The sequence below is a fragment of the Peribacillus sp. S4 genome (genome assembly GCF_046715815.1).
Taxonomy (GTDB): domain Bacteria; phylum Bacillota; class Bacilli; order Bacillales; family DSM-1321; genus Peribacillus; species Peribacillus frigoritolerans.
This window is the reverse complement of the sequence record NZ_CP175708.1, coordinates 4,076,776-4,091,318: the sequence shown is the minus strand read 5'-3', so window position 1 is coordinate 4,091,318 and position 14,543 is coordinate 4,076,776. Positions and strand designations below refer to the sequence as shown.

General features: G+C 43.3%; 13 protein-coding genes. 8 read left to right on the top strand and 5 right to left on the bottom strand.

Annotated elements, in window-relative coordinates; all coding sequences use genetic code 11:
* Positions 1-207 precede the first annotated feature (207 nt).
* Positions 208-1,413 carry an argininosuccinate synthase gene (locus ACJ9PY_RS19390; protein ID WP_034309158.1) on the top strand — a complete coding sequence of 402 codons (1,206 nt, stop codon included), beginning with the start codon at positions 208-210 and terminating at the stop codon, positions 1,411-1,413.
* Complete coding sequence (gene argH / locus ACJ9PY_RS19385) at positions 1,410-2,789, top strand: argininosuccinate lyase (protein WP_411738769.1); 1,380 nt, start codon at positions 1,410-1,412, stop codon at positions 2,787-2,789. The genes ACJ9PY_RS19390 and argH overlap by 4 nt, the downstream gene beginning before the upstream one ends.
* A 52-nt stretch (positions 2,790-2,841) precedes the next feature.
* Here the strand turns inward: argH and ACJ9PY_RS19380 are convergent, their stop codons facing one another.
* The gene (locus ACJ9PY_RS19380; protein ID WP_063577658.1) at positions 2,842-3,279 is read right to left on the bottom strand and encodes a universal stress protein; all 438 of its coding nucleotides are present in this window, start codon (positions 3,277-3,279) and stop codon (positions 2,842-2,844) included.
* A 230-nt stretch (positions 3,280-3,509) separates the two neighbouring features.
* Here ACJ9PY_RS19380 and ACJ9PY_RS19375 point away from each other — a divergent pair, with 230 nt between their 5' ends.
* Entirely contained in the window at positions 3,510-4,079 is a 570-nt protein-coding gene (locus ACJ9PY_RS19375; protein ID WP_411738768.1) for a hypothetical protein, read from the top strand.
* A gap of 81 nt (positions 4,080-4,160) precedes the next feature.
* Here ACJ9PY_RS19375 and ACJ9PY_RS19370 read toward each other — a convergent pair whose 3' ends face one another.
* Positions 4,161-5,258 carry a M24 family metallopeptidase gene (locus ACJ9PY_RS19370; RefSeq protein WP_411738767.1) on the bottom strand — a complete coding sequence of 366 codons (1,098 nt, stop codon included), beginning with the start codon at positions 5,256-5,258 and terminating at the stop codon, positions 4,161-4,163.
* 118 nt (positions 5,259-5,376) lie between these two features.
* On the opposite strand from ACJ9PY_RS19370, the gene ACJ9PY_RS19365 reads away from it, so the two are divergent.
* The 3 genes from ACJ9PY_RS19365 (at position 5,377) to ACJ9PY_RS19355 (ending at position 8,547) form a co-directional block, all read left to right on the top strand.
* Complete coding sequence (locus ACJ9PY_RS19365) at positions 5,377-6,057, top strand: metal-dependent hydrolase (RefSeq protein WP_048681095.1); 681 nt, start codon at positions 5,377-5,379, stop codon at positions 6,055-6,057.
* Positions 6,058-6,931: 874 nt separating this feature from the next.
* Positions 6,932-7,156 (top strand): hypothetical protein, encoded by a 225-nt coding sequence (locus ACJ9PY_RS19360; protein ID WP_034309145.1) that lies wholly within the window; start codon positions 6,932-6,934, stop codon positions 7,154-7,156.
* Positions 7,157-7,227: 71 nt separating this feature from the next.
* Positions 7,228-8,547 (top strand): DRTGG domain-containing protein, encoded by a 1,320-nt coding sequence (locus tag ACJ9PY_RS19355; RefSeq protein WP_034311452.1) that lies wholly within the window; start codon positions 7,228-7,230, stop codon positions 8,545-8,547.
* Between the two features lie 28 nt (positions 8,548-8,575).
* On the opposite strand, the gene ACJ9PY_RS19350 is transcribed toward ACJ9PY_RS19355, so the two are convergent.
* The gene (locus ACJ9PY_RS19350; RefSeq protein WP_034309143.1) at positions 8,576-8,878 is read right to left on the bottom strand and encodes a YtpI family protein; all 303 of its coding nucleotides are present in this window, start codon (positions 8,876-8,878) and stop codon (positions 8,576-8,578) included.
* A 168-nt stretch (positions 8,879-9,046) separates the two neighbouring features.
* On the opposite strand from ACJ9PY_RS19350, the gene ACJ9PY_RS19345 reads away from it, so the two are divergent.
* Positions 9,047-9,985 (top strand): DHH family phosphoesterase, encoded by a 939-nt coding sequence (locus tag ACJ9PY_RS19345; RefSeq protein ID WP_034309141.1) that lies wholly within the window; start codon positions 9,047-9,049, stop codon positions 9,983-9,985.
* Between the two features lie 64 nt (positions 9,986-10,049).
* Here the strand turns inward: ACJ9PY_RS19345 and ytrI are convergent, their stop codons facing one another.
* Both ytrI and ACJ9PY_RS19335 read right to left on the bottom strand, forming a co-directional pair.
* A complete protein-coding gene (gene ytrI / locus ACJ9PY_RS19340) occupies positions 10,050-10,553 on the bottom strand; it encodes a sporulation membrane protein YtrI (protein ID WP_411738766.1) in 504 nt (167 codons plus the stop codon).
* Positions 10,550-10,885: a YtrH family sporulation protein gene (locus ACJ9PY_RS19335; RefSeq protein ID WP_034309135.1), complete on the bottom strand. Its 336-nt coding sequence runs from the start codon at positions 10,883-10,885 to the stop codon at positions 10,550-10,552. The genes ytrI and ACJ9PY_RS19335 overlap by 4 nt, the downstream gene beginning before the upstream one ends.
* A 183-nt stretch (positions 10,886-11,068) precedes the next feature.
* Here ACJ9PY_RS19335 and dnaE point away from each other — a divergent pair, with 183 nt between their 5' ends.
* Positions 11,069-14,428, top strand: a complete 3,360-nt coding sequence (gene dnaE, locus ACJ9PY_RS19330; protein ID WP_411738765.1) for a DNA polymerase III subunit alpha — start codon at positions 11,069-11,071, stop codon at positions 14,426-14,428.
* Positions 14,429-14,543: the final 115 nt, after the last annotated feature.

Here is a 14,543-nt window from a genome sequence, read left to right as displayed (position 1 = left end):
TCCGCTTTTCGATTTATCATACTCCTAGTTTACTATATTCTCGCGGAAGCATCCAATGTGTAAATTCCCTGAAAATAATAGGGGATTATTTAGCGAAATCTTTAAAATACCCCTTGTATTTCATTAATAAAGATGATAAAGTACTAATCATAGAATGAATAAAAATAACAAACGATGAATTTTTATTCACACGAAAGGACGATGGAAATGGAAAATCAAAAAGTTGTTTTAGCATATTCCGGAGGTTTGGATACTTCCGTTGCAATTAAATGGTTACAAGATCAAGGGTACGAAGTTGTGGCATGCTGCTTGGATGTCGGAGAAGGAAAAGATTTGGACTTCATTAAGGAAAAAGCGATCACTGTTGGTGCGGTAAGTTCATATGTCATTGATGCGAAGGACGAATTCGCTGATGAATTCGCATTGACGGCTCTTCAGGCACATACTTTGTATGAAGGGAAATATCCATTGGTATCAGCTTTATCACGTCCGCTGATCGCGAAGAAATTAGTGGAAGTGGCTGAAGCGGAAAACGCGGTTGCCGTTGCGCACGGTTGTACGGGAAAAGGAAATGACCAAGTGCGTTTCGAAGTATCAATCTCCGCATTGAACCCTAATTTGCAAGTTCTTGCACCTGTTCGTGACTGGAAATGGTCTCGTGAAGAGGAGATTGAATATGCAGCGAAAAATGGCATTCCCGTTCCGATTGGCATGGCGAGCCCGTTCTCGATTGACCAAAACCTTTGGGGAAGAAGTAACGAATGCGGAATCCTGGAAGATCCTTGGGCAGCTCCGCCGGAAGAGGCCTATGATTTGACTACAAGCCTTGAATGTACGCCAGATACTGCAGATATCATTGAAATTGGTTTTGAACAAGGTGTGCCGGTTACATTGAATGATAAAAACTATAAATTGGCTGACCTGATCGTCGAGTTGAATCAAATTGCCGGCAAACACGGAGTTGGACGTATCGATCACGTTGAAAATAGATTAGTAGGGATCAAATCACGTGAAGTCTATGAAGCTCCTGGTGCGATGACATTGATAGCTGCACACAAAGAACTTGAAGATATCACGCTTGTTAAAGAACTGGCTCACTTCAAACCGGTGATCGAGAAGAAAATGACTGAATTGATTTATGAGGGACTTTGGTTCTCTCCGCTTCAAAAAGCTTTGGCTGCATTCCTGAAAGAAACACAAGTGAATGTAACGGGTACGGTACGTGTGAAACTATTCAAAGGTCATGCGATTGTTGAAGGAAGAAAATCCGAGTACTCCCTATATGACGAAAAATTGGCTACCTATACAAAAGCGGACGAATTCGATCATGATGCAGCAGTTGGATTCATTAAGCTATGGGGACTTCCAACGAAAGTGAACAGCATGGTCAATAGCAAGAAGGTGACCGTGTGAGCAGCAAGCTTTGGGGAGGAAGATTTACGAAATCTGCCGAAGAATGGGTAGATGAGTTCGGAGCTTCCATTTCCTTTGACCAGGAACTTGTCCTTGAAGATATTCAAGGCAGTTTAGCTCATGTAACCATGTTAAAGCAATGCAGCATTTTACCTGAAGAAGATGCGGATCAGATCATTGCGGGTCTGAAAAGTTTACAGGGAAAAGCTGAGAAGGGTGAATTGACTTTTAAGGTTGAGATGGAAGATATCCACCTCAACCTGGAAAGTATGCTAATAAGCGAAATCGGTCCAGTTGGCGGAAAGCTTCATACAGGAAGAAGCCGTAATGACCAAGTTGCAACCGACCTTCATCTGTATATGCGGAACCAAACGAAAGTGATTCTGGAACTCATCAATGATTTGCAAATAGCGATTTTGGGACAATCCAAGAAAAATGTGGAAACACTGATTCCAGGTTATACACATTTACAGCGTGCACAGCCCATTTCGTTTGCCCACCATTTAATGGCCTATTTTTGGATGCTTGAGCGTGACAAGCAGCGCTTCACCGAGAGTTTCAAAAGAATCAACATTTCTCCATTGGGTGCTGGGGCATTAGCTGGGACGACTTTTCCGATTGACCGTGCCCTCAGTGCGGAGCTATTGGGGTTTGAGGGAATATACGAAAACAGCCTTGATGCGGTAAGTGATCGTGATTTTGCCATTGAATTCATGAGCAACAGCGCGACAATGATGATGCATTTATCCCGTTTCAGCGAAGAAATCATTCTCTGGTCAAGCCAGGAATTCCAATTCATTGAATTGGATGATGCGTTTTCCACTGGAAGCAGCATCATGCCGCAAAAGAAAAACCCTGATATGGCGGAATTGATCCGTGGTAAAACAGGACGGGTTTATGGGAACCTAACGGGGTTATTGACTGTTTTGAAAGGACTGCCGCTTGCTTATAACAAAGATATGCAAGAAGATAAAGAAGGCGTTTTTGATACGGTTAAGACCATTGTTGGTTCACTTAAAATATTTGCCGGCATGATTTCAACGATGAAAGTGAAAACGGACGTAATGGAAAAAGCAACAAAAAATGACTTCTCGAATGCGACGGAATTAGCTGATTACCTGGCTTCAAAGGGAATGCCTTTCCGTGAGGCGCACGAAGTGGTCGGGAAGCTTGTATTGTTCTGTGTCCAGAATGGCTGCTATTTAGTCGACCTGACCATTGAACAATTCCAGGAAGCTTCCGAGTTGTTTGATCAGGATATTTATGATGCATTAAATCCTTATGAGGCAGTTAAACTCCGTAACAGTGCGGGCGGTACAGGTTTTGCCCAAGTCCTGCTGGCGATTGAAAAAGCGGAAAAACTGGTTAGTGAATAACAGGAAAAAGCTCGTTCACCAATTTGGCGAACGAGCTTTTTATCATTTTCTCTTATTGATTCGTACGCACGACCATTACATCACAGTTAGAATGGCGAACGATGCCTTCCGACACGCTGCCGATAAGGAAACGTTCGACTGCATTAAGGCCTGTTGCACCGCAGACAATTAAATCGATCGAATGCTTTTTCGCTAAATCCCTTGGAATTTGAACTTTAGGAGAACCATAGGCAACTTCTGTTTGGACCTTTGTAATCCCGGAGGCAATGGCTTCCGTTTTATACCTGTCCAAGAGCTCATTGGCAAAGGTTTCAGAGTGATCACGGATAGTCATATCATAAGCTTCGACAGTAGGGAAATTCCTTGTATCCACGATGTGTGTGAGCACAAGGGTAGCGTCACTGAGTTTTGCTAAGTAGATGGCCTTTTTTAAGGCCCACTCTGCTTCTTCCGAGCCGTCCACTGCTACAAGAATATTTTTATAATCTATACTATTCAAGTGAATCTCCTCCTTCTATTTCATTCCTATTATACAATGATTTACCTTATGGATCTGATTTCAATTGTAACAAATTAGCGAATGTTTATGCCAATAATCTGGAAATTATATGATTCCAACCTTATTATGATGTGATGAATCATTGCATGACGAATATCTATTCTTTTTACCTTATTTGTTTATTAATGGTAACCTCTAATGTGAGAGGGGAGTTTTTTTCTTTGAGTGTTTCAAAAATAGTAAACTATGCATTATATTTATACGTGCTTTTGTATGCTTTAATCTATTACATTTTTATTTCTTACATCAATTTTGTACATGCTACGATCAGTTTAATGAGTATATCAGCACTGCTGCTTCCATTTATTCTATTACTATTTTTTCAAAGGATTTCATGGAAATATACCAATAAGCATAATAAAAGGAAATTCAAAATTAGATTTATAGTCATATCAAGCCTTGGCTTTGCCCTTCTGGTTTTTTGTGTGGTTATGTTAGGGGTAAATGAATCTGAATCAAGGTTCACCACTGAAAGATGGTTAAATGATGTTGAAGGGAGAGTCTACCTGGTAGATGACTTAATCAATGAACATGAATTGATAGGCATGACAAAAGATGAAGTGTTCACGCTTTTAGGGTCTCCAACAGAAATGGAATACTTTAAAGAGGAAGATAATGTTGTTTATTATCTCGGTGACGAGAGGGGAATCATAAGAATAGATAATGAATGGCTGGTCATTTGGTTTGACGGCAGTGATAAAGCAATGAAGTATGAACTGCGGACCGATTAGTTGATATGTTGAATAAATACCCCCGTCTTAAATGAAGGCGGGGGTATTCGGATTTCGTTATATTAAATGGTTCATGCATTATCACTTTATGATTTGCAGGCTCTTCGGGAATTTGGTCAAAATCTCACAGCCGGCATCGGTGATCAATAGATCATCTTCAATCCTGACACCTGCAACATTTGGAACATATATGCCAGGTTCGATGGTATAAACCATTCCGGATTGAAGTTCGAGTGAATTCGTTTCAGTCAAGGATGGAAACTCATGGACACTGATCCCAAGTCCGTGGCCGAGCCTGTGCGGGAAAAATTCACCGTATCCTTTATCCCTGATGATGTTTCTGGCCGTCAAGTCTATCTCGGAACAGGATACACCAGGTTTACTGGCTGCAACGGCAGCTTCTTGTGCTCTACGTACAGTTTCATATATTTCTGCCTGTTTATCATTGATATCTCCGTAAGCAACCGTTCTAGTAATGTCAGAGCAGTACCCTTCATGAACGACGCCAAGGTCAAAGAGGACAAGGTCGCCGCGCTGAACCTTCGTATTCCCAGGTGTGCCATGCGGGGAAGCGCCATTTTTACCAGTCAGGACCATGGTGGAGAAAGACATTTGGCTCACTCCGGCCTTTTTCAATTCGTATTCAATCGCTGCAAGGATTTCCATTTCCGTTTTACCTTCATGAATTTCGCTGACACCCACTTCAACCGCAAAGTCGGCAAGGCGGCATGCTTCACGGATTTTGACCATTTCATCTTCCGATTTGATCATTCGCATCTTTTGAAGTTTTTCTTCTGCGGAAACAAGCTTCGGTGCTCCGAAGTGTTGTTGGACCTTTTCATAACGTTCCACATTCATATGCTCTTTTTCAATGGCCATTGTATGAATGGTTAAACCGCGATCCTTGACTGCCTGCTTAACTTTTTCCCAAGGGTTTTCAATGTCGGTGTAACCGATGATATCTCCATCCCATCCAGCTTGTTTAGCATCCGGAACTTCCATCTGCGGGCAGACAAGGAAAGGTTCGGCATTTGCAAAAATGGCAAGTGCCAGCAGTCTTTCATGAGGATCACTAAAAAACCCGCTCAAATAGAAGATGCTCTCTGTAGATGTAAGTAAAGCGGCTTCAGCCTCATTCGCCTGTAGCCAAGTTTGTAGTTCTTTCAAACGTTCATTCATGACGGTACCTCCATTAATAAGATATAATTACCTTAGCAATATTTAAAAGTATAGTAAATGGGAAAGGCCTAAGAAAGCTACATAAAAAAATTGTTGGTATGGGAAGGGAGCATCAAAAATGAAAGTATCTTTTCATGGACATGCAGTTGTAAAAGTCGAAACGAATGGTAAAACGATTTTAATCGATCCATTCATTACTGGAAACGAATTGACCGATTTGAAGGTGGAAGATGTGAAACCGGATGTGATCATCTTAACACATGGCCATAATGACCACGTCGGTGATACGGTTGAATTGGCCAAAAGGCATGATGCGCTTGTAATCGGCATTGCAGAGATTGCCGATTACCTGGGTGATCAAGGGGTCAGGACCCACGGGATGAGCATCGGCGGAGCTTTCGAGTTCGACTTTGGAAAAGTGAAACTGACGCCAGCTTTCCATGGAACGGGATTCAATAATGGAGAGGGGCAAATCATTTATTTAGGAATGCCTGCTGGAATATTGCTTACGATAGAAGGGAAAACGATCTATCATGCAGGGGATACAGCGGTATTTTCCGATATGAAACTGATCGGGGAACGACATCCGATTGACTTGGCATTCTTGCCTATCGGCGACAATTACACCATGGGCCCGGAAGATGCAGCACTTGCAGCGAAATTCCTTCAAGCCAAACAAGTCGTGCCGATTCATTACAATACTTTCCCTGTCATCAAACAGGATCCTGAAAAATTCCTCGACCTGCTTGAAGAGGAAAATGGACTGATCATGGAAGCCGGGGATGAAATAGACTTTTAAAAGGAGCGGGAGCCTGCAGGGGCTTCCGTCAGACTATAGATAGGCTCGATGATAATGGAGTGTGTCGACAGTTTTTTTTTAGGTTTGTAAAATTTGACCGTTTCTTTCCACTGCAGGCACTCGCTTTCCGCGGGCGGTCCGGGAGACTCCTGCGGGGTCTTCCTGGACTCGCATTCCCGCAGGAGTCTTGCACACCCGCTCCAATCAACTCTGCATTAATACTAAGAGAGAAACCCAATTGCCCTCAGTTTTGGAAGGTTTGTAAGTTGACTGTTTCTTTCTCCATTAAGACTTAACAATTTATATTCGCCTTTACTAAAGAAATTTTGTTTTTATTAGAAAAGGAGAACTTTAGGAAAATAAGTCAAGTTCATTATTTTACATTTACACTTCCGTATATCTCATATAGAGATAGCGTCCAGTTTCCAAAATCTAATGCATGGGAAAGTCGTGGTTGTTGGTGCGTTTGTCTGCACCGCTGTGGACCAAGTGAAGATTGGTGTTTTACCAATACTACTGCTTCCTGTTTTCCTTGCAAACTACCTCGTACAGTGAGTTCTTTTCTAAACTTCATTTTTATTTCTGATACTTCTTTATTATCTGTCTGTTTAGAATCATTTTCCTCTCATTGACTGCCACTTTAGTACCTGCTTCGGAACATCCATCTATAGTTAGGGAGCTCAAAGCAACTATTATTGAATGGATATGTTTAACAAAACTCCTCCTTATGTATATCGAGTAAATTCACTCCTCTTTTATGAAAAAAGAAGCCATACAAAGTGAATCTATCTGAAAGTAAACTCTCGCTCAGCAGCCAAGTCTTTTTTCCTTTCGCAGGCATAAAATGAATAGATGAAAAAAAAGGGGGGATTGGATGAAACAGAGGTTATTACTGTGTTTGCTTTTATGCGGTGTGATGCTGTATTATGCCGTGCCGCGCTTGTCGTTGGAAAGTGGCGGTCTGGAGGGGCTGTTTGCCGGCTCCTGGCTGTTGTTTGCATTATTGGCGGTAGCTGGAAACTTGACGGGCATACTATATTCTCCTAAGAAACAAAAGGTAAAGCGCCAGCCGGAATACAAAAGGTTGCGCCAATACTAGTAGTTGTTTGATAAACTGGGCTCTTTGACCTTATAATGGGTAATAGGAATACCGTGAAAAGGGTGAAGCGCTTGGCTACAAAGCATGAACAAATATTGAAACATATCGATGGGCTCCCTGTCGGCGAGAAGATTTCCGTCCGTCAAATTGCGAAAGCATTGAATGTTAGTGAAGGTACGGCATACCGGGCAATTAAAGAGGCGGAGAACCAGGGCTACGTGAGCTCGATTGAGCGGGTAGGCACGATCCGCATTGAGAAAAAGAAAAAAGAGAATATTGAAAAGCTCACGTTTGCAGAGGTAGTCAATATTGTTGACGGACAAGTTCTTGGAGGGAAAACGGGACTTCATAAGACATTAAATAAATTCGTCATCGGGGCGATGAAGCTGGATGCCATGATGAGATATACAGGCGCAGGAAACCTGCTGATCGTCGGGAACCGTACACAGGCCCATGAGCACGCGTTAAAAGCGGGTGCAGCGGTGCTGATCACCGGGGGATTCGATACCGAAGAGCCCGTTAAAAGGTTAGCCGATGAATTGGAGATGCCAGTCATCTCAACGAGTTACGATACATTTACCGTCGCAACGATGATCAATCGGGCGATTTATGACCAATTGATCAAAAAGGAAATCTTGCTGGTGGAGGATATTTTGACACCCGTACAGGAAACGACCTTTTTGACCGTGGGTGACCGGGTTCAGACCTGGCATGAACTGAATCAGGAATCGGGGCATAGCCGTTTCCCTGTTGTCGATGACAATATGAAGGTTCAAGGAATGGTCACATCAAAAGATATCATCGGACAGGAAGAGATGACGCTCATCGATAAGGTGATGACGAAAAACCCGATGACCGTAGGCGATAAAATGAGTGTGGCATCTTCTGCACATATGATGGTTTGGGAAGGGATCGAGTTAATCCCGGTCGTGAATGACAGTCATATCCTAAAGGGTATCGTGAGCAGGCAGGATGTGCTGAAGGCATTGCAAATGAGTCAAAGGCAGCCTCAGGTCGGCGAAACGATCGACGATACGATCACCAGCCAGCTTGTGATGACTTCGAATCGCGGCAAGGGCGAGGAAGTGTATAACTATGGAGTCACCCCGCAGATGACCAATTACCTTGGTACCATTTCAAGCGGTGTGTTCACGACATTGGTCACCGACTCGGCAAATCGAGCACTTAGAAGCTATAAGCGCGGTGACTTGGTCGTGGAAAACATGACGATCTACTTCATCAAGCCAGTCCAGATCGACAGTACGCTTGAAATCCATCCGCGTGTCCTTGATGTAGGACGTAAATTCGGAAAAGTCGATGTCGAGGTGTTTAACCAAGGCAAACTTGTCGGCAAGGCGATGTTGACTTGTCAATTGCTGGACCGATCATGAAAAAATAAAAAGGATAATCGAAATTCGATTATCCTTTTTGATTTGCAGCTTCTTCGATTGCATGCGGCAAATAAAATTTATACATTTTATAGCCGCCCCAAATACTGAATAAGCCAACGAAGATGAAAACGGCGGCAATGATATAAGTGATGGTCGTGTGGAATAGAAAAAGCTGATTGATTCCGAATAGTGCGACAAACGCACCGAGGGCAATGGAAGACTTCCCTGAAATCCACTTTTTCTCCATCGGCATTCTGGTTCGGACCGATTTGATTTTATAAAACAGATAGACCCCTAGTGAAAGAACGATCAAGGTGACAAGAATAGGCATCGTTTGAAATTCCCCCAATTTAACATATGTACCTTTTTATTGTAGCGGGAAATGAAAGAGAATGCCACAGTAAACAAGATGAGACTTCCTATTTCCGCAATTTTTTGATTAAATGAAATATATCATCTTTATAAGGCTCGATAATACATATGTTAAGGGGAGATCAATATGAAAGCTGAAATATTAGCAGATATAAAGCGTTATGATACTATCATTCTCCATCGTCATGTCCGTCCAGATCCGGACGCTTATGGTTCACAGGGGGGATTGGCGGAAATCCTGAAAGCATCTTTCCCCGAAAAGCGAATTTATACGGTCGGGAAAGAGGAACCGTCATTGAATTATTTAAGAAGGCTCGATGTGATTTCGGATGAAACATATCAAGGTGCCTTGGTCATCGTTTGTGATACCGCAAATACGGACCGGATTTGTGATGCACGTTATACGACGGGGGATAAACTGATTAAGATCGATCATCATCCTAATGAAGATCCATATGGGGATATGCGTTGGGTCGATACATCGGCAAGTTCCACAAGTGAAATGATTTACGAGTTTTACCAGTTTGGTAAAGAGCAGGGCTTGAAGATGAGTGATGAAGCGGCACGCCTTCTTTATGCAGGCATTGTTGGCGATACAGGTCGTTTCCTATTCCAAAGCACGACTGAAAAGACATTTGCCTATGCCAGTGAATTGATTCACTATTCGTTCTCCCGCCCGCAGTTATATCAGGAGATGTATGACGTCGAGGAAAGCATAGTCCGGTTGAATGGATATGTGCTACAGCATTTTGAAATCCTTCCATATGGAACGGGGAAAATGATCATCACGAAAGATATACTTGAAAAATTCAATGCTTCCACATCTGAGGCATCGCAGCTCGTTTCCTCGCTAGGTTCGATTAAAAATGTTAAGTCATGGGTCTTTTTCATTGAAGAAGATCAAGAAATCAGGGTTCGTTTCCGTTCTAAAGGACCGGTCATCAATACGATTGCCCGTAAATATAACGGCGGAGGCCACCCGTTTGCAGCAGGGGCTTCGATCTATTCTTGGGATGAAGTGGATAATATCCTTGCCGACATGGAAGAGTTGAATAAAGCGGAATGATAAAACTTAAAGACCAAATCACAAATGATTTGGTCTTTTAAATTCGGTGGATATTCACCCATCCTTAAGAAGTAGTCCTTTTTAGTTTGATTTCAATATTCATTTTTGTATAAAACATGATTTCAACGACTTCAAGTCGATAGCGCTTTTTATTGATGGTCATGATCTTATTTTCTATCGATTTTTTCAACAGCACCTTACCGTCATAGACACTGGCGACATCTTTGGCGAGAAGAGAGGATAGGTCGTCCTCAATCACATCCTCCGCTTCTGCAATACTCAACTGATCCAGACTGTATTTTTCATTCGTGATCGTTACTTCCACTTCCTGAATCGTCAGGATTTCCTCGTTTTTCTCGTTCAATTTTTTATAATCCTGCTCCCAAATTGCGATTTTCCCGTTTAAATCCTTGATTTCTTCTCTTTGTTCGTGAAGGGACCGGATCTGCTTCTCCTGCTGGACGCCATGCATATAAAAGAATATCCCCCAGCTGATCAATCCGCCAAGTGCGGCCCCGGCAAAAAAACGCTGCCAGGTGGGAGTCCGGTGATAGGGAGGTATCCTCATGGTGAAATATGCTCCTGCGTGAACCAGTTGATGATCAGTGCTCCTGTCTGTGCCCCTCCAAGTGCAGAGAGTATCAATAGGACCTGCTTGACTATATCCTTCGTTTCCCCGTGGAAAATACCGCGTTCAAAATTATAGACCATATCAAAAGTTCCCCCGATCGCAGCGACAATCGCCCAAATACGAAGGCTGTCCGACAGCCGGAATACAGTCGTCATCGGGGCTTGTCCAGTAAAAAACGCGGCGAGGCCCCCGATTATCGAGCCGCCAAGCAATACGCCAAGCGATATGAAAAAGCTGTTGAGGAAGGCTGGAACAAAGGCTTCATTCATATATCATCATCCTTTTTTTCTTGATATTCTTCTATTCCATTTATATGGGATGTTCAGAGGTATTATGATAGTCGCCGGAAATCAGGAGGTTAAATTGCATTGGTAATGAGAACATATTTTCTTTTTTTGAAATAAACACTATAATGAAAAGAAACATGCCTTACAAAGGTGGGAGAAAAAAACGTGTATACTCATCTCCATATTCAGAGCGGATACAGCCTGCTGACAAGTACGGTGAAGATCACTGAACTTGTGGCCAAAGCGAAAGCGGATGGCTGTACAAGTCTTGCCTTAACCGATCGAAATGTTATGTACGGTTCGGTCTATTTTTATAAAGAATGCAAGAAGCAGGGCATAAAGCCGATCATCGGCATACTTGCGGATGTCCTTGATGAACGGGAATCGCCACATGGACTTCTTTTATTGGCAAAGAGTCTGCAAGGATATCAAAACCTGCTTAAAATAAGCAGTGCCATAAAAACGAAATCCCCGTCAGGCATTCCAATGAATTGGCTTAAAGCCTATTCCGGGGGCTTGATTGCAGTCACACCAGGTGCAGAGGGGCAGATAGAAACGCTATTGAGAGAAGAAAACCCTGAAGAAGCCAAACAGGCAGCAGGGCGATTTCTGCAAATTTTTGGTCATGATAACTTTTATGTATCCATACAGAGACTGTCGATTGCGGATGAGGAAAAAAGTAACGAAGCCATAAGTCAGTTGGCGAGAGATTTAGAGATCAAGATTGTCGCGACGAATCCAGTTTATTATTTGAACGAAAGCGATGCACTCGCTCATGAAGTCTTATTGGCAATCGGAAATGGCGACAAGCTGGCGGATGAGACGCATACGGTTCTTGAATCCGATCAATTTTATTTGAAAAGCCGGTCTCAGATGGCAGAACTATTCCATGACAGACCGGATGCACTCGAAAATACACTGCATATTGCCGCGCAATGCAATCTGGAAATTCCATTTCATCGTTCACTTCTTCCTAAGTACCCTACTGAAGATGGAGCCACAGCCGAGGAAATGCTCGAAGCCATCTGCTTCCAAGGGCTGAAGAAAAGAGTGCCGGAGCCATCCATTCAATATGAAGAGCGACTAAGATATGAATTGGATATCATCACCAAGATGAAATTCAGCGATTACTTTTTAATCGTTTGGGACTTCATGAAATTCGCTAAGGACCACCAAATCCTGACTGGTCCAGGAAGGGGGTCGGCCGCAGGATCGATGGTCGCTTATGTGCTGTCGATCACGGATGTCGATCCAATCGAACATTCCTTGCTGTTCGAGCGTTTCCTGAATCCGGAACGTGTCTCGATGCCGGATATCGACATTGACTTTCCGGATAACCGCCGTGAAGAAGTGATTGCCTATGTCGCGAAGAAATACGGGGAACTTCATGTAGCACAGATCATTACATTCGGGACATTGGCTGCAAAGGCTGCGTTAAGGGATACAGGACGTGTTTTCGGCCTGAATTCAAAGGAACAGGAAGCGGTATCGAAAATGATTCCAGGCCGTCTGGGCATCACGCTTCCCGAGGCTTTCAAGGAATCGAAAAGGCTTAGGGATTTCGTTAATGAGAGTGACCTGAATCAAAAACTATTTCAAACCGCGTTATTGCTTGAAGGGCTGCCTCGCCATGCTTCGACACATGCCGCCGGCGTCGTCATCAGTGACCAGGCACTGACCGGGCATATCCCGATTCAGGGAGGGCATGACGGCATCCACCTGACTCAATATCCAATGGACCTTCTCGAAGAACTGGGACTTCTTAAAATGGATTTTCTTGGACTCCGCAATTTAACGCTAATCGATAATATTTTAAATAACATTAAAAAAGGAACAGGGAAAAAGCTCGACTTGTCCCATATTCCGATGGATGATCCCGAGACGCTGGCCACTTTAGGCAGAGGCGAAACAACCGGGGTGTTCCAATTTGAATCGGATGGCATCCGAAAGGTTTTGATCAAGCTGAAACCGAACCGATTCGAGGATATCGTTGCGGTCAATGCCCTATATCGTCCAGGTCCGATGGAAAATATACCGCTGTTCATCGAGCGAAAACATGGACTTGCTTCGATTGATTACCTTCACGAGGATTTGAAGGATATCCTCGAGCCTACATATGGGGTCATCGTATATCAAGAACAAATCATGCAAATCGCCTCCCGTTTAGCCGGGTTTTCATTAGGGGAGGCTGACCTGCTCCGACGTGCCGTTTCGAAGAAGAAGAAGGATGTTCTGGATCGAGAGCGGCAGCATTTCGTGAGCGGCGCATTGAAACAAGGATACTCCGAAAAAACGGCAGATGAGATTTATTCCTTGATTGTCCGCTTCGCTAACTATGGATTCAACCGAAGTCATGCGGTGGCGTATAGCTTCATCGCTTATCAGCTGGGTTACTTGAAAACCCACTATCCGGAATATTTCATGGCAGCACTTTTGACATCGGTTGTCGGGAATGATGAAAAGATTTCGCAATATATCCGAGAAGCAAAAAAGAAAGGGATAGCGGTTCTGCCTCCCTCGATTAACCGGAGCGGTTACCCGTTTTTACCGGAAAAGGAAGGGATCCGTTATAGCCTTGGAGCCATAAAAGGGATAGGCGGGACGGTCCTAAAAGATATCTTCGCTGCAAGGCGTCAGAAGAAGTTCGCAGATTTATTCGATTTCTGTTTGCGCGTTTCGGGGAAAATCGTAAATAGAAAAGTGTTGGAGGCGCTTGTCCATTCAGGTGCATTTGATGAATTCGGTGAAGACCGGGCAACATTGTTGGCGAGCTTGGACGTAGCGATCAATCATACGGAATTGGTTAATCCGGATGATGACCTATTCGATATGTTTTCGGATGGCGAGTTTTCACTCAAACCGAAATACCACCGGGTCGATCCTATCCCAATCGAGGACAAACTCTCGTTGGAAAAAAGCGCATTGGGGCTTTATCTATCGAATCATCCTGTGACAAGCTACAGAGAACTTTTTCAGCACTTCGGCTGTTTGACTATAGATGAAGCTATTAATAAAAAGGAATCGAAAGTCTTACTTGGCGCTTACATTACGTCGGTTAAAACCATAAGGACAAAAAAGGGCGATGTGATGGCTTTCTTGAGCGTCAGTGATGAAGAGGGGGATATTGAAGCGGTCGTATTTCCAAATGTTTATAAAAACCACTCTGCCGACTTGAATCATGGACAACTCGTTATGCTGCAAGGGACATTGGAAGAGCGGGATGGAAAAACACAGCTGCTGATCCGGAGCGTATACCCGCTTGAAAAAGTGAAGCAGATGAAAGAGGAAAAAAACGGAACGATATTCCTGAAAATTGAGGCTGGCAAGCAAACGAAGGATACACTGCAAAAAATAAAAAAAAATTTAATGCAGCATAGCGGTGAAACCAAGGTCATGCTTTTTTACGAGAGGGAAAACCGCTATGTACAGCTATCTTATTGGGATTGGGTCAATCCTACAGATAGACTGATGCAGGCATTATTTGACTTGGTGGGAAAAGGGAATGTGGTTTACAAGAAAGAATAACTGTTTTACAACTTTAATAGTTATGTTATATTGAAAACAGGCCGCTGTGGTCTGACCACTAGATTTCAGCATAATTTCAGCATATAAGATAATGGGTTACCCAATTTGTTTTAGG